Below are 18,588 nucleotides of genomic sequence, written 5' to 3' on the forward strand. Positions count from 1 at the left end.
TCAACCACTTATGGTAAGGTGCTTGCTATTGCTCATATGCCTCTGAGTAATAGCCGCTTTCCCGTCCCTACTGTTCTGTGGGCCAGAGCAAGGTAGAATGTTCGCTGTTTTACCATGGGTATTTGTCACTAATGACTGAACATCCGATAGCCAGGGGCATTGAGTGCCGTCTGACTGAAGGGATGACTGCGGCAGGAATTCAGCTTTAACACTATGTTTATTGATCAATACTGTACCTCTCTGGCAGACAACCGCTTTTCCTTTACCCGCGAACAGGCCAGCCAGTTTGCGAAGCGCATTGCCAATGATTTTAACCCTCTGCATGATGTGGATAACTCCCGCTTCTGCGTTCCGGGTGATCTGCTTTTTGCCAAGATCTTGCTGAGCGAAGGTCTGTATAGCGATATGCGTGTCACTTTCAATGGCATGGTTACCGACGGTGTTGAGCTGGAAATCTGTACCAACGAAAAAGGGCATAAGAGCATTTATGATCTTTCCGGCAAGCTGTATCTGGATATTGAACGCCACGGAGCCTGCAGCCACGATACGTTGATGATTGAGCAGCTGGTGCGCAGTTATGTGGCCTTTTCCGGTGAGAGTTTCCCCAATGTCTTTGTGCCGCTGATGAAGTCCCATGGGGTTATGATCAATGCCGTCAAACCGCTGGTCATCTACGACAGCATGACCTTGAAAATGGCGCGTGTTGACCTGGTAAACCCGCATCTGGAAGCAGCAGGCGCGACTCTGGATGTTAATGGCAAGCGGGGTAAGGTGACGCTTAACTTTGTTTACCGTGAAAATGGTGATGTGGTGGGGATGGGGGAGAAAACCATGATTCTCTCCGGCTTGCGGCCCTACGACCAGGAAGCCATTGATATCATGATTAAAAAACACAGCGCCCGGCAGCACCAGTTTGCCGGCTGAGCGTCTTTTTTGGCACTTCTGGTAATGGCCACTTTTCAATGGATACGTCTTAATTTTCTGTGATGACTTTGAAGAGTGGATTCTATTCCGGTTTTTCCAGTGGTATTTCCACATAGTCAGACAAATCGCCTGAATTTTGATATTCTAACCGGCCGCCATTGGATGGCGATGAAAACCCCGTCAGCAATGGAGTGCATTGGCTTTTTAAAAGTTACCGTGTACAGACAGAAGCAAGAATAAAACCATTTGCCATTGACCGTTATAGAGGGACTGTTTCATGCCAGCCTATCGCTCCAGAACATCCACCCATGGCCGAAATATGGCCGGAGCCCGTGCGCTATGGCGGGCAACAGGTATGAACGATGGGGATTTCAACAAACCCATTATTGCTGTTGCTAACTCATTTACCCAGTTCGTGCCTGGCCATGTTCATTTGAAGGACATGGGGCAACTGGTTTGCCGTGAAATTGAGCAGCATGGTGGTGTGGCGAAAGAGTTCAACACCATTGCCGTGGATGACGGCATAGCCATGGGGCACGATGGCATGCTCTATTCCCTGCCCAGCCGGGACATCATTGCTGACTCCGTGGAATATATGGTCAATGCCCACACAGCCGATGCGCTGGTCTGTATTTCCAACTGTGACAAAATCACTCCGGGCATGTTGATGGCGGCCATGCGCCTGAACATTCCGGTGGTTTTTGTGTCAGGTGGGCCAATGGAAGCGGGTAAAACCAAACTGTCCCAACATGGGCTTGATCTGGTTGATGCCATGGTGATCGCCGCTTCAGATGCCGATGATGAAACCGTTGCCGAATATGAGCGTTCAGCCTGTCCAACCTGTGGTTCCTGCTCAGGGATGTTTACCGCCAACTCCATGAATTGTCTGACGGAAGCGCTGGGTCTTTCCCTGCCGGGCAATGGATCCATGCTGGCTACTCACGCTGATCGTGAGCAGCTGTTTCTGGAGGCAGCTCGCCGAATTGTTGATATCACCCGGCGTTATTATGAACACGACGATGAGAGTGTACTGCCCAGATCCATCGCCAGTTTCAAGGCGTTTGAAAATGCCATGAGTCTGGACATCGCCATGGGTGGATCGACCAATACCATCCTGCATCTGCTGGCGGCTGCACAGGAGGGTGGTATACCTTTCGATATGCGTAATATTGACCAGTTATCCCGTCGGATTCCCCAGTTATGCAAAGTGGCACCCAACACCCCGAAATACCATATGGAAGATGTTCACAGGGCGGGTGGGGTGATGGGTATCCTTGGTGAGCTGGATCGTGCCGGGCTATTGCACAATGATATTCCCACGGTGCACAGCGCCACCGTCGGCGAAGCCTTGTCCCGCTGGGATATTATCCAGACCAGCGATGAGTCGGTAAAAACCTTCTTTAAGGCGGGTCCTGCCGGCATTCGTACCACAGAAGCCTTCAGTCAGGATTATCGCTGGGAAACCCTGGATGATGACCGGGCAGAAGGCTGTATTCGCTCACTGGAACATGCCTTCAGTACTGAGGGGGGGCTTGCAGTGCTTTATGGCAATATTGCCGCCGATGGCTGTGTGGTCAAAACCTCGGGTGTTGATGATGATAACCTGGTCTTCGAAGGTCCGGCCCATATCTGTGAAAGTCAGGAGGACGCGGTCAACGCTATTCTGGAAGACCGGGTGCAGCCGGGAGAGGTGGTGATTGTTCGTTACGAAGGGCCAAAAGGTGGGCCGGGTATGCAGGAAATGCTCTACCCGACCAGTTATCTGAAATCGAAAGGGCTGGGTAAGGCCTGTGCGCTGCTGACGGATGGACGTTTCTCCGGTGGTACTTCCGGACTTTCCATTGGTCATGCTTCTCCTGAGGCCGCATCCGGTGGTGCCATTGGTCTGGTGGAGAATGGGGATATCATTCGGATAGATATTCCCAACCGAAGCATTAATGTCCAGTTGACCGAAGACCAGCTGGCCGCAAGACGGGCAGCCATGGAGGCCCGGGGGAAAGCTGCCTGGCAGCCGGTTAAGCCCAGGCCAAGAAAGGTCTCCACGGCGCTTAAAGCTTATGCCCGTATGGTCACCAGTGCAGATAAAGGTGCCGTTCGGGATTTGAGCCTTTTTGACTGAACTACATACACACAATACGAAGAGCCACCAGAATCAGCAGGATGCCACACAGCCGGTTGATCAGCGTGGCTCTTTTTCGTAGCGCTGGCAGCACTTTGTCATGGCCTGCTACTGAGGCAACCAGGCAATACCAGGCACCATCGCAGAGTGTGGCAATGGATGCCATCAGTATCTGAGTCATTACCGTGGAATCAGGCGTTACAAACTGGCTGAACAGCGCCAGGTAAAATACGGCAATCTTGGGGTTCAGAAAAGCGACCAGAAAGCCGTCAATTGCCGCCTGTTTCAGGCTCAGCTGCTGCTGTAACTGATGCTGGTCGTTAATTAACGAGGATGCGGAGGTAATGGCCTTGTACCCCATCCAGGCCAGATAGGCGGAACCTGCATAGGTAATCAATTTATAGAGCCAGGGCGTTTCAGTAATCACAACACCGATACCCGCCGCCACCAGAAACGCATAAATGCCAATCCCCAGGGCGTGGGAAATCGAGGTAACCAGCCCATGGGCCCTGGAACCCTGCACGGTGCTTTTCATGACGGCCGCCAGACTTGGGCCCGGTGAGATGGCTCCAAGCGCGCAAATGGCCAGAATGGATAACCAGGAAGATGCTGTCATCGCACTACTACTTTTATGTGTTGTTTCTGTGATGCTGTATTGGCTGCGAAGTATAGTGCTTTGCCAGCGGTCTTTTAATTAACTTTGCTGGTTCTGTCCGGTTTGGCAAGGATATCCCTGGCCTTTTCCAGCGCGGCATACTCATCAATAAACCAGCCCACACATCGTTCAGTGCTAATCGGCACCCCTGACTCATTGATGGGCTGATAAACGATCCACCACCGCTCTTCTGGCCGGGGGTCGTTGTATACAAAGACATATTTCATATCGCCCCGGTCAGTAATGGAGACCATTACCTTATCGTAGGGGGTATACGGACACACGTCTTCCATCAAAAACACATAAGTAGGCCTGCCCTGATTAAACTCAATGTACTGAAATTCCTTTAACCGGCGAAAGGTATCGAGTGCCTTCTCGATGTCCGAATTCATCAGGTAGCCGGGAATATTGTTGTTATCCCACCAGAATTTGCCGTCCAATGATGGCTTTTTAACAAGAAAAGATCTGTTCATACTGCATAGTCCATTAAACATTATTTAGTTTTTTAGACCGCACGTACCAGATTAGGTTCCATGTCATGTTCATCGACAGGATTCAGGGCATGTTATTGATGAATGAGCCAGGCAGATGAAATCAGCGCTTCCGGGCTAGAGTCAGTTGATGACCTGAATGGGGGGTAAACCTGCCAGATTCAGGGTCAGGGTCAGCAGTTTATCCCAGGCGTTACCTTTCTCTAACCCTTTGATACAACGATCAATCTTTCCTGTATACAGCAGCATCTGACGCAGGTTTCGCTCGCTGCTCCGGCGAATGGCCTTTTCCAGCAAGGATGTCCTGCGCTTGAGCATAAATGGCACGAACCCCAGCGCTTTAGCGGATTGTTCAATGGCCAGATCCCTTGCCATTCCCCGGGATAGCTGTCGGCTGAGATGGCTAAGCAGGCGTATCTCCCTGGCCAGTGCCCAGAGAATGATCGGAGGCTCAATGCCTTCACCTTTCAGAATGCCCAGGATGCGCACACACTGCTTGATATTGCCTTCCAGGGCGCTGTCCAGCAGTTGGAACACATCATATCGGGCACTGTCCGACACCGCTTCTCGCACAGTAGCTTCATCAATGGTTTTGTCCCTGGCCAGAAGCTTGAGCTTTTCCAGTTCCTGGGATGCCGCCAGAAGATTCCCTTCCACACGCTCGGCAATCAGGCTCAGGGCATCCGGGGTTGCCCGGTAGCCATCCACTTTAAGCTGTTGAGCGAGCCAGCCTGGTAGCTGTCCGGATTCGATTGGCCAGATGGGAATAAATACTCCGACCTGTTCCAGCGCCTTGAACCATTTTGATTTTTGCAGGGTGTTATCCAGACGATCCGTGATCATCAGCAGCAGATTGTCCGGTGAGGGGTGGCTGAGGTATTCCAGCAGCGCTTTACTGCCTGCATCTCCGGGCTTGCCATTGGGGATTCGCAGCTCAAGAATCTGCTTCTGGGCAAACAGCGACAGGCTGTTGGCCGTGCTGAGAAAATCCCCCCAGTCAAAGCCATTTTCAACATGATAAACATGGCGCTCGGAAAACCCGGTGTCCCTGGCATATTGGCGGATCTGATCACAGCATCGGGCAACCTGAAGCGGTTCATCACCGCTGACGATGTAGACAGGTGCCAGCTGTTTCTTCAGCTGTGCTCCCAGTTGGTCAATACGAAGCTTCAAGGCAGAGGGTTCCGGTTCGATTCAGTGTTCTCCATCTGGGCTTGCGCCGCAGCCCTGGCTTGTTCAGCGGCCGCTGACAGCTCAGCCTCAGACAGACTGTGAATCCGGCGCAGGGTTGTGGCAACCAGCTCCTGCTGTAGCTCAGAAAGGATAATCCCTTGTTCTGACTCCGCCGCATTCGGCGCATCCTGGTTCAGGGTGATGTAGCGTTCACGGGTTAACTGAACCGGAGCGAACAGCGGCAGGCCAGAGGCGGTCTGCAACTGGTAGACCACCTGCATGGCAATTCTCTGTTCAAAATAGCCAGCACTGACAGCGGTCTGCTGATCAGTATCACGTTCAACGCGGATGATATTGATGCGCCAGGGAGCCGTCTCGCTGATATCGATGCCACTGCGTTCCATGGCCTTGGAGAGAGAGCGTATATAGACCGGATCATTGCCGGTGATGGACAGTTGGTGGATCTCACTGTCCGTACTCATTTCTCCTCTCAGATGGAAGCCACAGGCTGTTAACAGACTGGTTAACAGCAGCAAAGTCAGCGTGCTCACTGAACGAAAGGGGTAGGTCATGATCTCTCCACCAATGATGCTTCAAGTGTTCAAATTCGACCTGTAACTCTACCATGACGGCGGTAAGCAGAAAAAAGAAAATTAGCCATGACAAAAAACACGCCGCAATCAATGCGGCGTGTGTATCGGGTTTTAGCAGGTGTTGCGATTAAGCCAGGTCAAAGCGATCAGCATTCATGACTTTGGTCCAGGCGGCGACAAAGTCACGAACGAATTTTTCCTGATTATCGTCCTGGGCGTACACTTCTGCGTAAGCTCGCAGAATTGAGTTGGAACCAAATACCAGGTCAACACGGGTAGCGGTCCACTTCACGGTATCGGTCTTGCGGTCCCGGATCTCATAGAGACCATCAGCGGCCGGTTTCCATGTGTAGTTCATGTCCACCAGGTTAACGAAGAAGTCTGTGGTTAACTGACCTTCGCGATCGGTGAAGACCCCGTGTTTGCTGCCACCATGGTTAGTACCCAGAACCCGCATACCGCCGATCAGTACTGTCATTTCGTGGGCGGTGAGTCCCATTAATTGAGCCCGGTCCAGCAGCATCTCTTCCGCTGCCACGGCGTAATCCCGCTTCAGCCAGTTGCGGAAGCCATCGTGCAGAGGCTCAAGCACTTCGAAGGACTTAATATCCGTCTGCTCCAGCGTGGCATCGCCACGGCCAGCAGCGAAAGGCACCTTAACGTCAAAACCCGCTGCCTTGATAGAGGCTTCCAGACCGACATTACCGGCCAGAACAATCACGTCTGCCAGGCTGGCACCGGCTTCTGTTGCAATCGGTTCCAGTACCGAGAGCACTTTTTCCAGACGCTTGGGCTCGTTGCCTTCCCAGTCCTTCTGGAAATCGAAACGGATACGGGCACCGTTGGCACCGCCGCGCTTATCGGAGCCACGGAAAGTCCGGGCGCTGTCCCAGGCCGTAGTGATCATCTCACTGTTGCTCAGGCCGCTGGCGGCAATTCTGGCCTTGAGCGCAGCCACATCGTAATCGGTCTTGCCTGCAGGTACCGGGTCTTGCCAGATCAGCGCTTCCTGTGGTGCATCCGGGCCGATGTAGCGGGTTTGTGGTCCCATATCCCGGTGGGTCAGCTTGAACCAGGCGCGGGCAAACACTTCGGAGAAGTAGGCGTGGTCATCACGGAAGCGTTCGGAAATCTTGCGATATTCCGGGTCTACCTTCAGCGCCATATCCGCATCGGTCATAATGGGGTTATAGCGGATGGATGGGTCTTCCACATCCACAGGCTTGTCTTCTTCGGCAATGTTAATGGGCTCATATTGCCAGGCACCGGCCGGACTCTTCTTCAGTTCCCAGTCGTATTTGAACAGCAGGTGGAAATAGCCGTTATCCCACTGGGTTGGGCTGGTGGTCCAGGCACCTTCAATGCCGGAAGTCACAGTATTGCGGCCAATGCCCCGGCTGTTTTTGTTGAGCCAGCCAAGGCCCTGATCTTCCAGTTCAGCACCTTCCGGAGCCTCACCCAGCAGTTCTGCCTTACCGTTACCGTGACACTTACCTACAGTGTGGCCACCGGCGGCAAGGGCTACGGTTTCTTCAGCGTTCATCGCCATACGCCAAAAGGTGACGCGCATGTCGTGGGCGGTTTTCAGTGGATCAGGATTGCCATCCACACCTTCCGGGTTGACGTAAATCAGACCCATCATCACCGCTGCCAATGGGTTTTCCAGGTCACGCATCCCGGAGTAGCGTCCTCCTTCTTCAGTGCTTGGCTTCAGCCACTCTTTTTCAGAGCCCCAGTAGGTATCTTTTTCAGGGTGCCAGATATCTTCCCGGCCGAATGCGAAGCCAAAGGTTTTCAGCCCCATGGATTCATAAGCGACAGTACCTGCATAAGCCAGCAGGTCAGCCCAGCTCAGCTTGTTACCGTACTTTTTCTTGATCGGCCATAACAGGCGACGGGCTTTGTCCAGGTTGGCGTTGTCGGGCCAGGAATTCAATGGGGCAAAGCGCAGGTTACCGGTACCGGCACCGCCACGGCCATCGGCAATACGGTAAGTACCGGCCGCATGCCAAGACATGCGTACCATCAGGCCGCCGTAGTGTCCCCAGTCGGCAGGCCACCACTCCTGGGAGTTGGTCATCAGATCTTTAAGGTCTTGCTTCAGGCCGGCAAAATCGAGCGTTTTCACCGCTTCCCGATAGTTAAACTCTGGTGCCATCGGGTCGGTTTTTTGGTCATGCTGATGCAGAATGTCGAGGTTCAGAGTTTTTGGCCACCAGTCAACATTCGACTTGCCGCTCTCGGTCACGGCACCGTGCATAACGGGACATTTTCCAGAGTGGGGATGATTCATTGCTCAGTTTTTCCTGTGGGTTACGTTGGCAGCATTATCAGTTTTCCAACGGGGTGCTGGTTTGACTTGGGTCAATGTTTCTCCTTTTGTATCAGTATATTACGAATTTTATCTGATTATCTATGGGGTGTTTTCGCGTTTTTTTAGGCAGGAGTACTGATTGTTGATTGCTGGCAGTTAACTGCCTGTGGTTTCTGCTTCAGAAAAGGAAAGTGAGCATAGTTAGACCAATAGATGTTCAATCCAGTGAGACTTCAACTTTGTCGGTGATGATGAAAGCCGTATCTTCAAGGTAGTAAGCGGCCTCATTAATAAATACCGGATAGCCTGGTTCCCCGGAGTATCGGATGTCATCACCCTGAAATGTCATAAAAATGGGGTGACCGGTTTCCAGCAGACGATAGTCCCGATCCTGAAGGTCTTTGTGAACCATTGCGGCCAGATTCCCTTGTTCATTTCTGGGGTAGGGTACTTTTTCCCTGAACCTGAATACCGTTACTGCATCAGGCAGCTTGGGTTCCTGGCGGGTTTTGCACAGAGTCAGGAACTTAACGACCAGATCCACCACTTTCTCAGTGGTTTCAAAGAGATCATGGCGAAGCACGGCATTGGCTAAGGGACCAACCTCAATCACAATACCAAAACGTGAAATGCTGTTTAACGACTGGTGCTGAACATGGTCAACATCGCTGAGCAGGATCCGGGCTTCGGGAATATTTTTCTGGACATAAGCCGCAGTGTGAAGGTTTAGTGGTTCACTGTTTCTAACGATCAGGGTAATGCCCATATTGGCGGTGGTACTGTGGAGATCAACCAGGAAGTGTTGGCCTGTGTCATCCTGAGAGAAGTGTCGGGCGATTTCTCTTGCCCGCTGACACTCATGGGCGTCTTGAGTACCGGTGAGAACCCGGGCAGAAAATGATCGGTTCAAATCCTGATCAATAAACCGCCTTGCCCGGGCAAAGGCTTCCGGATTGGCAAGGAGCGTTGCCACTTCCAGGGCATTATCCTGATAAACCCCCGCTTGCTCTGCCTTGCCTATGAAGTAGGGACCGATGTATTCATTGCCGTGGGTTCCGCCAATAATAGTGACTTTTTCAATGACCTGATGATTGCCATTTTTCATCATTAACCTCTCTGGCAGTGCAATTGTTTATCTGATTTTTTATGGCTGCCTGACTGCATTTGTTATCAACGAACAGCGTATGCGTGATGTGTTTAACCCACTTTTCACCATTGGTTAGATGATACTACCGGGGGGATTTCTTGCTGAGACTAGTTATAGTCCGATGATTACGCCAGTTTTACTGTGCAGGGAATCATTCCCGGCGTTTACATCTTTATTTCAAGTTGAACAATTCTTTCAAGTTTTATCGGGAGGACCAGTTCGCCTCCTGACTGCAGGCTTTTAAGCTGAAGCTCACTGTCACTGAGGCTGTTAATAATGCCCTCATACTGGCGTCCATTGCTCAGGGTAATTCTGATTTGCCGCAGTTCACCTTCAGTCAAACTGGTCAGCTTCACAGGTTGGTACCGGATATGCTGACCAACATACACTGCTCTCAGGTCTATTTCCTGTTCAGGCAGGGAGGCTGATTGGTCATCATAGGGTTCAGATACAGGGTTTGCCCTGCGGCTGTCTACGTCCGGCAATTCGACGTTGCTCAACAGTATTGCCTGCAGTTCAGCCACTTTTTTACTTATCTCCCACGGAACAATCGTGAGTATTGGCGCAATGATTTCACTATTGTTAATCGATACAGAGCGCTGGCTAACCACCGGAACGTCATCTTCCCGGTACTGCCGGTTGAAAAGAAACGGGGACTGAAATTCCAGGCTAATGGAGACGGTCTCTGGCTTGTTGAGGAAGTCCTGGTATGCCTCTCGAATAGAATCCCCCGGAATAACGCCCCATATTGCCCCGTAGTATTGATTCTCCCGTGATACTTCCCGGGCAACATACTCAGCAGTTGAAACGCCAGAGCGTTGAGCGCAGAACCTGACTTTCCGGCTTATATACCCATCATCCTGATACCAGAAAGAAAGTTGCTTTAGTCCCGCAGTTTCGGTTTTGAATGCTGCCCGGTCAAGATGGCTTATGTTATCGATGGACAGGCCCAACGTAGTAAATCCCAACCCCTGAATTTCGCTTTCAAGGACAAGGTCAAGCGTTTGGTTGAAGTCATGAAATTGATATCGGAGTCCGAGATTGACTAAATTAGCGGAGGTATAACCCATTGATTCAAGCTGTGCAGGGCCAAAGAGATGCTGGTCATGACAAGCTCCGGCAAGGCTTGTGTTTAATGACTCATTCCTTTTGGAAAAATGGGCTTCCAGGTCAGGGTGGTCCAGAAAAAATAAGTTCATGCCCTGCAGCTCTACAGTCAGGGATTGCGGTATCAGAGAGTAATCACCGGTTAAGGCTGGCTGGTACAGTCCATAAAGCTCTGGAAAGCGAAGGGATATTCGCTGTATTTCCAGTCTGTGCTGCTGGCCGGATGGTAGATCAATCGTTGCATTGTGAAGCTTGATAGTGCCGCCCAGGCCTATATCAATTTGCTCATAGCTGACACGGGCATAAGGAGAGAGGCTGGCGACCCACTGATTTACCATCAAGGTGATTTTACTGGATAAAAAGTACATGATTCCCGGCAAAATAACGGCTGCCAGAATTGTGACAAGCGTAAGTCCTTTTAACCAACGAAGCACTTTATCACCCTGAATTATCCATAAAATCTTATATGGTCAGGAATTTTGCCAGTAATTCACAAGGTAAGCCAGCGTCCTCTTTGATATGTTCAGCTCCCGTTTGGCGGATGGACTTTACTGATTGCTGCCAGGTTCCGGGAGGCTGGCCGCCCCACCATGCCGGAACTTATCCGGATTTTCAGTGTCTTACTGTATATAGGGAAAAATAATAATTAACTCAATATGATGGCAGAGTGCATTCTCTGCTTTGGACTTAGCAGGAGGCCCCATGGCAGAAGCTGTATCCATGCAATTAGCGGTACCTATGCAACCGGCGGCATCCATGCCGCCGGATTTGCCCAATTCCGGCCAGACAGCCAATGTCAGCTGCACTGAACTGACCAAAGAAAAGAATCTGTATGTTACCGATGCTATGGGTAACTCCAGGCAGTTGCGGCTGGTGGAGCGTTGGGAGCTGCGGACTGTTCAAAACAGGATTTTTGCCAAGCCATTAGGTAGTGAGTTAAGAACAGTCATTGAGAGGAACGTTACAAGCCAGTGCCCGCAGCCACCATCTTCACTTACAGCGCCGCCTTCAATGCCAATAGCGGTTTCACAGCCAGCTTTTATCAGCAATGTTGTCTCAGGTAATAGGATATTGCCTGCCTGGACGGCCTTACCCGATAGGTCAATTGCCTCTCTCTTTACCACACCACCTGCACTGCATGTTGTGGTTTCCGGACCTGACCTGACAGAAAGCCAGTCAGCGCAAATTATCATTGAGGTGATAGCAAAAGTAGCACAACTGATTGCCTTGTTAACGGGTGGCAGTGTTCAGATCATTGATGCCAGACAGGGGGAGTCTGAAGATCACGCAGCGTCCCAGGGGGGCAGGGTCCCCTTGTCTCAACGACATTCAATCAGTGAACTGTTAGGTAACCTTATTAACAGTCTCATGTTGCAGGGGCGTCCGGAAAATATTCAAAAAGCGATGGAGTTATCCAGATTGGCGGAGAAGCTGTCGCTGGCTTTAAAAGATGCTAACTCACTGACAGACTCTGCTTTATTGCAAGAAGTTGACTCTCTTTTAAATCAGTATGCCACTAACGCTGATATTGCTGCTGAAATTGCCCCTGAAAAAAGACTTGCTCTTGTTAATCGGCAATACCATTCGGAGTTATTAAAGCCGGGGGTAGTCAATGGGTTTGGCAGCGGAGTAGAGCATGATGGATTATCTGTACCAATAAAGTCCGGGGTGCATAATGGGCATGGCGAGAGCAGGCTGAAAAACGGGGAAGGGCCTGTTTCCCCGGGGAACAGGAGTACAAATGAAGCTGTTCGCCCTGAGTCAGGTAACAAGGTCGGCATTAATACCAGTATCAATACCAGTGCCAATAACAGTGCAACGCCCATCAGTTCCGCTCAGGCAATGGGTTCGTTAAACCAGTTGCTTGCTTCAATGGGGTTGGCCAATATCGCAGCACAACCACCACTGGCTGTGGAAAGTGGTCAAAAGCAGCCACCTCCCATTATTTTACCTAATACAGCTCCAAATCCCTTGAATCGGTCTGATAGGAAAAGGAAAAGCAGGAAAGAACGTGAAGAAGAGGAAGAGGAAGAAAAAGAAAGGGAAGGGTCATCTTTTTTATTCGATGATGAGCCTTTTGATGATGACGAATAAAGGAAAACGTCTGAAGGAATGACACCAGTGTTTCCTTAGCCGCCTTAAAGCTCACTTCCCGTGGAGTCTTGCCAATTTGCTTTTTTGTTTTCCCCATCAGTGATACAGATTAAACTACAAAAGCGGAATGGGCATGCCTGAAACAATTGGTGTCGTACAGGCTGACAAAACCATATGGCAGAACTATTGAAGATGTTTATCCTCAGCGAGGAAGGTGGCTCAAATGTGAATGATTGTCTTCCTGCGTAAGCCCTGCACCTCTTTTTTAGAACTTTAGTTTTTTTAATGAGTCAAAGTCTAAAGGTACTCTTTAAGGGCACATCTTCGTCAGGATTAAGGATGATTTAATACAGGAGAAATTGGTGGATCAATTATCCCAAACCTTATGTGATCATAAGCCAAATTCTTTTACTAACACTGCTATCTTGTCCAACACACAAGTCGAGCTGATAAAAACAGTGGTTAAATATGGGGCGTATAAACTCACGAAAGAAGAATCTATGATCGTTATCGATTATCTTCTTAAAAGAAGTATTCCTTCTAAAACACCACCGAAAATGGCAATTTTTATTTATGATCATCTGGAGATCACTGCGAAAATAAAATCCTTGCGCACTCTCCCTGAGAGTTTTAAAAATGATGACTTGTACAATGAACTCATTTGTTCAGGAATGATAGGGCTCAAATACCTTCCGGAACATATTAAAAATAAAAACAAAGAATACTGCCTGTCACAATTATCCTATGGCTTGTGTCAATTATCAGAAGTTCCGGTTCATTTTATAACAAAAGAAGCCATTTTGGATTCACTCAATGACCAGAAATGGATTAGTAATTATTATGAGTTTTTGATGAATCAACGTCGATACAGTACTTTCTACAAGGACCCTGTCTTGATTGAAGAGGTGCTGATAAAGATTGTCACAGCTGAATTGGGAGAAGATGAGCCAATAAAGAGATGTCATTGCATGGTCTTGGGTAATGTATATGGGTTTGTCTCACAAAGATATAAGGCAGATGAAAAAAAAACTTGGTTTGTTATTTAAGAAGCTGGTGAATGCCAATCCTTTTTTCTTGATTCATATTGAATGGCATCCATGATATTGGCGTACTTAATGGCCAGTTTGGGATTATGCCTACGTCAACGATACCGGCATTTCACTTTACCGGGCGTCGATGGGTGTTCCTAAGCGCGTTGTTGGGGAACTCCGCTTATTTCGCCTTTCCATTACCAGGAAAGCTTGAATGCTGGATCGAAGCGATTGAACGTCCTGACTTTGGCTGGGATGGTTTACGGGATTGGGGCGATGTTGAGTTTTATGGCTCCATAAAAAGCGGTCTTGGTGCGAAAGACTCTAAAACCTGGGGTTATACGCCAGAGGTTATACAGCGGCTAAGCTTTGCCAATGCCCTATGCGAAAATTTGCTCGCTGCCGTGTTATTAAGGTCACGCTTGCGTCGGGATTCACAAGATTATTATTATCAAAATCAACAGGCAGTGGAAGAGACAGAAAACTTTATTGAACAGCTACTGAACGAATACCTGTCAGGATTTTTTGCCAAAGAAAAAGAATTACAGCCCAAGTCAAGATTGCAAGAATTTATGGGGTTAGACGATACCAAATACCGTTCATGGTTGACTCGCTCAGCCCTGGAGATTCTGTACTGGACTGCCCAGCAGCCTGATGAGGTCACAGACCCCGGTGCATTAAACCCTGATCGTGAGTGCTACTCAGAACACCTGAAGAACACCGGGCAGTTGGATAAAATACTGTACCCGAAAACTTTGCACCCCACTGACACGCAGAAAAAGTATCCCAGAGACTTCCATCAAGCCAATGGTCAGCAAAATCTCGGAGCCTTTAACGCTATTTTACCTCTGGTCGCTCTGACCCGGGGAATTACAAGGTTTGCTGCCAATATTATTGTATCCGCATCAATACCCAGGGGGGGTAATATGGAATGAATAAGTCCAGAACTATTTACAGTGTGTTTTGTTGTACTGGCTGTCCTGAATCCTTCCGTACAAAATCTTGTTGAGGATTTAATCAGAAACTGAACTTTTTCCTGATCGATGTGTCAGAAAGGTGTATTACCCAAACAACAATGAACTTTTTTTGGTATCAAATTATGGACCCTCTTCTCGCACCGAAATTTTTGAATCTGAATCCGGTTTCCAATACCGTGAAGCCTCAGGATCAAAATGAAGATAATCAAGCAGGAGGAAAAAACACGCAAGGCAATTTTCGTGGCATACTCGTCAAGTTAGCTGATGTTATTCCGAAAACTGTACTCATAAAAGCCAATGAAGATATTGAAGAAGCAACAAATCCTGATTTCAATAGTGTTATCAAAGGCTATCCAAAGTCAAAAAGTGAAGTTATGAAGTATGAGGTATGGACCCTTTTTGAACCGACGGAATTATTCTGCAAACCGTCACTGGTTATTCCTGAATATAGTCCTGCTTTTTTTCAAATTCCTCTGACTGGTGACAGTGCTCCCGGCATCACTGGCCTCCTCCTGGATGACCGCTGCGAACTTATGAACAGAGATGCTATTGAACCTGAACTCAGAAAATATGTGAAGTCGGATGCAGTTATCAATTTGTTATTCTGTGCGATTAAAAGAATGGCTGTTGAGTTGCAATTGGGTGGCCACACCATAAATATTCTGACAGCCGAAATTCTGCGTTACCCTGTAACTGCGGAAGTAACATCGGATAAAATGGAACGTGGCTGGTACAATTATGGCGATAGAAACCGACCTTGCAAGTCCACCATCTTTATGATGGTAACGATGAACAAAAAAATTACGGATGCTGGATGCGGATACAGGGGGGGAGACATCAACATTGCGTTTAGAGAAACAGGCTTAGAGCCAAAACCTGTAGAAGGAACCATAGAGTCTTATGATGTTAGTGTCGAAAATAGTGCCATCCTGCTGAAAACTGACCCTGAAGTGATTGTTCGCACTAATAATGCATTTCTGGTTGGTGATGTTGACATTGCAGAAAAACGCGTACTTGCCTTAAAAGTTACTGTCGATAAGTAGTTGGGTAAATGGAATCGTATATTTCTGACTAAGTGGACAGCTACTATGTAAGGCACAACGCAGACAGCATAGCTGTATGACCTGGTCAAAAAAACAGGATTCCGTTTGGTTAACTGCTTAATAATCAGAAAACTCCGTCTTGATACCCACCCCGTTTCTAACGGGGTGGGCATGGAATAGACCTTGAGAGCAGTATTAGTAACTCGGCCCGGGTAGTCATCAGCTTACGACTAATTGGCAACAATATTCACCAGTTTACCGGGAACCACGATCACTTTGCGGACTGTCAGACCATCGGTGAACTTGCTGACGTTTTCATGCTCCAGAGCCAGCTTCTCAATGGCGTCTTTATCCAGGCCTGCCGGTACTTCCAGTTTTGCCCGCACCTTACCATTGACCTGAACCACCAGGGTGATGGCCTCTTTCTTCAGCGCTGCTTCGTCAGCTACCGGCCATAAAGCATCCAATACTGGCTCAGAGTGGCCCAAAGCCTGCCAGATACTGTGCATGGCATGAGGCGCAATCGGTGCCAGCATCAGCGTGGTGGCCTCAATGGCTTCGCGCATAACGGCGCGATCCTGACTTTGTGCATGGCTCACCTGGAACTTGCTGATGGCGTTGTTCAACTCCATGATCGCGGCAATGGCGGTATTGAAGGTCAGGCGGCGCTCACAGTCATCAGAAACCTTATTGATGGTTTCATGCACTTTACGGCGCAGATCCTTTTGTTCTTTGGTCAGGGCGTTCAGATCAAGAGCGGCCACAGCACCACCGGCAATATGCTCTGCGGCCTGCTTCCAGAAGCGACGCAGGAAACGGTTGGCACCTTCTACAGCGCTTTCAGACCACTCCAGGGTTTGCTCCGGTGGCGCAGCGAACATGGTGTACAGACGGATCGTGTCAGCACCGTACTGATCAATCAGGTCCTGTGGGTCGATACCGTTGTTTTTCGATTTGGACATCTTGCTCATGCCCGCATGCTCAACCACTTCACCTGTCGTTTTCAGGGTAGCCTTAACCAGACGTCCTTTGTCGTCAAACTCGCTGTCGACATCCGTCGGGGCAATCCACTGCTTGACGCCTTTGTCATCAAGCTTGAAGAAGGTGTCAGCAAGTACCATGCCCTGGCAGAGCAGGCGCTTGAACGGCTCATCGCTGTCCACCAGGCCGGCATCACGCAGCAGCTTGTGATAGAAACGGGAGTAGAGCAGGTGCATAACCGCATGCTCGATACCACCAATGTACTGGTCCACCGGCAGCCAGTAGTTGGCCTGCTCAGGGTTCAGCATCTGGTCATCAGAGTGTGGCGAGCAGTAGCGGGCGTAGTACCAGCTGGACTCCATGAAGGTATCAAAGGTATCAGTCTCACGGGTGGCAGGCTGACCGTTGTGGGTGGTTTTTGCCCACTCAGGATCTGCTTTGATGGGGGACTGAACCCCGTCCATTTCCACGTCTTCTGGCAGCAGCACCGGCAGATCTTCCAGAGGAACAGGAACTTCAGTACCGTCTTCCAGGTAGCGCATCGGAATTGGTGCCCCCCAGTAACGCTGACGGCTGACACCCCAGTCGCGCAGGCGATAGTTCACCTGACGCTCACCTTTGCCTTCTGCAATCAGTCGGTCGGCGATGGCATTGAACGCCTCTTCTGAACTCAGGCCGTCAAATTCACCGGAGTTCACCAGCTTACCCTTGTCCGTAAAAGCCGCTGCGCCAAGGTCAATGGCTTCGCCATTGGCAGGCTCGATGACCTGTTCGATGGGCAGACCAAAGCGGGTGGCAAACTCGTAGTCCCGCTGGTCATGGCCGGGAACCGCCATCACTGCACCGGTACCGTAATCCATCAGTACAAAGTTGGCCGCCCATACAGGGACTTCACGCCCCGTGATTGGGTGAATGGCCCGGATGCCGGTATCGACACCGACCTTTTCCATGGTGGCCATTTCGGCTTCAGTCACGGCATTGGATTTGCAGTCATGGATGAAGGTGGCAAGGGCAGGGTTATTGGCCGCTGCCGCTTTGGCCAATGGGTGCTCTGAAGCAATGCCCACGTAGGTCACGCCCATCAGGGTATCAGGTCGGGTGGTGTAAACCTTGAACTCATCAGGGGCACCTTCAGGCCCATTGGCAACCTTGAAGGTCATCTGTACGCCTTCGGAGCGGCCAATCCAGTTGCGCTGCATGGCCTTGACCTGCTCTGGCCAGTGTTCGAGTTTATCGAGGTCGGCCAGCAGTTCGTCGGCGTAGGCGGTGATTTTGACAAACCACTGGGGCAGTTCTTTGCGCTCAACGACCGTATCACAACGCCAGCAGCGGCCATCTTCAACCTGCTCGTTGGCCAGTACGGTGGCGTCGTTTGGGCACCAGTTAACGGTGGCCATTTTTTTGTATACCAGGCCTTTTTCGTAGAGCCGGGTAAAGAACCATTGCTCCCACTTGTAGTAATCCGGCTTACAGGTTGCCAGCTCACGATTCCAGTCATAGCCGAAACCCAGGCGCTTGAGCTGGCCTTTCATGTAATCGATGTTTTCGTAGGTCCAGGGTGCGGGTGCCGTCTTGTTTTTGATGGCGGCATTTTCGGCAGGCAGACCAAAGGCATCCCAGCCCATAGGCTGCAGGACATTCTTGCCCCGCATGCGCTGGTAGCGTGAAATCACATCACCAATGGTGTAGTTACGAACGTGCCCCATGTGCAGTCGGCCACTGGGGTACGGGAACATGGAGAGGCAGTAGAACTTCTCTTTATTCTTCTCGTCTGAACAGCCTTCTGAAGTGCCTTCGGTAACAGCAAAGCTGTCATTGTCTTCCCAGAATTTCTGGGCTTCGCTCTCAATCTGATGCGGTTGGTAATGCTCTTCCATCATCGCTCAACGGGCTTAATGTAAAGGATCGCTTTGATGCTTTCCTGAAAGCCGTCCGGTGA

Annotated in this window: 14 protein-coding genes; 6 read left to right on the plus strand and 8 right to left on the minus strand. The window is 49.9% G+C overall.

Annotation, left to right across the window (positions count from 1 at the left end):
• Positions 1 to 213 precede the first annotated feature (213 nt).
• On the plus strand, positions 214 to 924 hold the full coding sequence (locus J7438_RS01395) for a DUF3581 family protein (protein ID WP_209203376.1): 711 nt from the start codon (positions 214 to 216) through the stop codon (positions 922 to 924).
• Positions 925 to 1,201: 277 nt separating this feature from the next.
• Complete coding sequence (gene ilvD / locus J7438_RS01400; protein WP_209275133.1) at positions 1,202 to 3,043, plus strand: dihydroxy-acid dehydratase; 1,842 nt, start codon at positions 1,202 to 1,204, stop codon at positions 3,041 to 3,043.
• A 1-nt stretch (position 3,044) separates the two neighbouring features.
• On the opposite strand, the gene J7438_RS01405 is transcribed toward ilvD, so the two are convergent.
• From J7438_RS01405 to J7438_RS01435, 7 genes are all read right to left on the minus strand, one after another.
• The gene (locus tag J7438_RS01405; RefSeq protein ID WP_209275134.1) at positions 3,045 to 3,659 is read right to left on the minus strand and encodes a LysE family translocator; all 615 of its coding nucleotides are present in this window, start codon (positions 3,657 to 3,659) and stop codon (positions 3,045 to 3,047) included.
• Between the two features lie 74 nt (positions 3,660 to 3,733).
• Complete coding sequence (locus J7438_RS01410) at positions 3,734 to 4,171, minus strand: hypothetical protein (RefSeq protein ID WP_209275135.1); 438 nt, start codon at positions 4,169 to 4,171, stop codon at positions 3,734 to 3,736.
• Between the two features lie 141 nt (positions 4,172 to 4,312).
• The gene (gene holA, locus J7438_RS01415) at positions 4,313 to 5,362 is read right to left on the minus strand and encodes a DNA polymerase III subunit delta (protein ID WP_209275136.1); all 1,050 of its coding nucleotides are present in this window, start codon (positions 5,360 to 5,362) and stop codon (positions 4,313 to 4,315) included.
• Positions 5,359 to 5,934, minus strand: coding sequence for an LPS-assembly lipoprotein LptE (locus J7438_RS01420; protein ID WP_209275137.1), 576 nt, complete (start codon positions 5,932 to 5,934; stop codon positions 5,359 to 5,361). Before J7438_RS01420 ends, holA begins: the two co-directional genes overlap by 4 nt.
• A 148-nt stretch (positions 5,935 to 6,082) precedes the next feature.
• Positions 6,083 to 8,248 (minus strand): catalase/peroxidase HPI, encoded by a 2,166-nt coding sequence (katG, locus tag J7438_RS01425; protein WP_209275138.1) that lies wholly within the window; start codon positions 8,246 to 8,248, stop codon positions 6,083 to 6,085.
• 238 nt (positions 8,249 to 8,486) lie between these two features.
• Positions 8,487 to 9,377 (minus strand): aspartoacylase, encoded by an 891-nt coding sequence (locus J7438_RS01430; RefSeq protein WP_209275139.1) that lies wholly within the window; start codon positions 9,375 to 9,377, stop codon positions 8,487 to 8,489.
• A gap of 203 nt (positions 9,378 to 9,580) precedes the next feature.
• Entirely contained in the window at positions 9,581 to 10,957 is a 1,377-nt protein-coding gene (locus J7438_RS01435) for an aq_1923 C-terminal domain (protein WP_209275140.1), read from the minus strand.
• Between the two features lie 268 nt (positions 10,958 to 11,225).
• Between J7438_RS01435 and J7438_RS01440 the strand changes: the two genes are divergently transcribed.
• The 4 genes from J7438_RS01440 (at position 11,226) to J7438_RS01455 (ending at position 15,668) form a co-directional block, all read left to right on the plus strand.
• Positions 11,226 to 12,617 (plus strand): hypothetical protein, encoded by a 1,392-nt coding sequence (locus J7438_RS01440; protein ID WP_209275141.1) that lies wholly within the window; start codon positions 11,226 to 11,228, stop codon positions 12,615 to 12,617.
• A gap of 362 nt (positions 12,618 to 12,979) precedes the next feature.
• Complete coding sequence (locus J7438_RS01445) at positions 12,980 to 13,663, plus strand: hypothetical protein (RefSeq protein ID WP_209275142.1); 684 nt, start codon at positions 12,980 to 12,982, stop codon at positions 13,661 to 13,663.
• 86 nt (positions 13,664 to 13,749) lie between these two features.
• Positions 13,750 to 14,583 carry a hypothetical protein gene (locus tag J7438_RS01450; protein WP_209275143.1) on the plus strand — a complete coding sequence of 278 codons (834 nt, stop codon included), beginning with the start codon at positions 13,750 to 13,752 and terminating at the stop codon, positions 14,581 to 14,583.
• A 164-nt stretch (positions 14,584 to 14,747) separates the two neighbouring features.
• Positions 14,748 to 15,668: a hypothetical protein gene (locus tag J7438_RS01455; protein ID WP_209275144.1), complete on the plus strand. Its 921-nt coding sequence runs from the start codon at positions 14,748 to 14,750 to the stop codon at positions 15,666 to 15,668.
• A gap of 230 nt (positions 15,669 to 15,898) precedes the next feature.
• Here the strand turns inward: J7438_RS01455 and leuS are convergent, their stop codons facing one another.
• Entirely contained in the window at positions 15,899 to 18,526 is a 2,628-nt protein-coding gene (leuS, locus tag J7438_RS01460) for a leucine--tRNA ligase (RefSeq protein WP_209275245.1), read from the minus strand.
• Positions 18,527 to 18,588 lie beyond the last annotated feature (62 nt).

The organism is Thalassotalea sp. G20_0, from assembly GCF_017744175.1.
In the GTDB taxonomy this organism is placed as follows: Bacteria; Pseudomonadota; Gammaproteobacteria; order Pseudomonadales; family Endozoicomonadaceae; genus Endozoicomonas.

Bases quoted from the DNA above. Each gene is read 5' to 3' on its own strand.
- J7438_RS01395 (WP_209203376.1), top strand. From the start codon at position 214: ATGTTTATTGATCAATACTGTACCTCTCTGGCAGACAACCGCTTTTCC.
- ilvD (WP_209275133.1), top strand. From the start codon at position 1,202: ATGCCAGCCTATCGCTCCAGAACATCCACCCATGGCCGAAATATGGCC.
- J7438_RS01405 (WP_209275134.1), bottom strand. From the start codon at position 3,659: ATGACAGCATCTTCCTGGTTATCCATTCTGGCCATTTGCGCGCTTGGA.
- J7438_RS01410 (WP_209275135.1), bottom strand. From the start codon at position 4,171: ATGAACAGATCTTTTCTTGTTAAAAAGCCATCATTGGACGGCAAATTC.
- J7438_RS01420 (WP_209275137.1), bottom strand. From the start codon at position 5,934: ATGACCTACCCCTTTCGTTCAGTGAGCACGCTGACTTTGCTGCTGTTA.
- katG (WP_209275138.1), bottom strand. From the start codon at position 8,248: ATGAATCATCCCCACTCTGGAAAATGTCCCGTTATGCACGGTGCCGTG.
- J7438_RS01430 (WP_209275139.1), bottom strand. From the start codon at position 9,377: ATGATGAAAAATGGCAATCATCAGGTCATTGAAAAAGTCACTATTATT.
- J7438_RS01440 (WP_209275141.1), top strand. From the start codon at position 11,226: ATGGCAGAAGCTGTATCCATGCAATTAGCGGTACCTATGCAACCGGCG.
- J7438_RS01450 (WP_209275143.1), top strand. From the start codon at position 13,750: ATGCCTACGTCAACGATACCGGCATTTCACTTTACCGGGCGTCGATGG.
- J7438_RS01455 (WP_209275144.1), top strand. From the start codon at position 14,748: ATGGACCCTCTTCTCGCACCGAAATTTTTGAATCTGAATCCGGTTTCC.
- leuS (WP_209275245.1), bottom strand. From the start codon at position 18,526: ATGGAAGAGCATTACCAACCGCATCAGATTGAGAGCGAAGCCCAGAAA.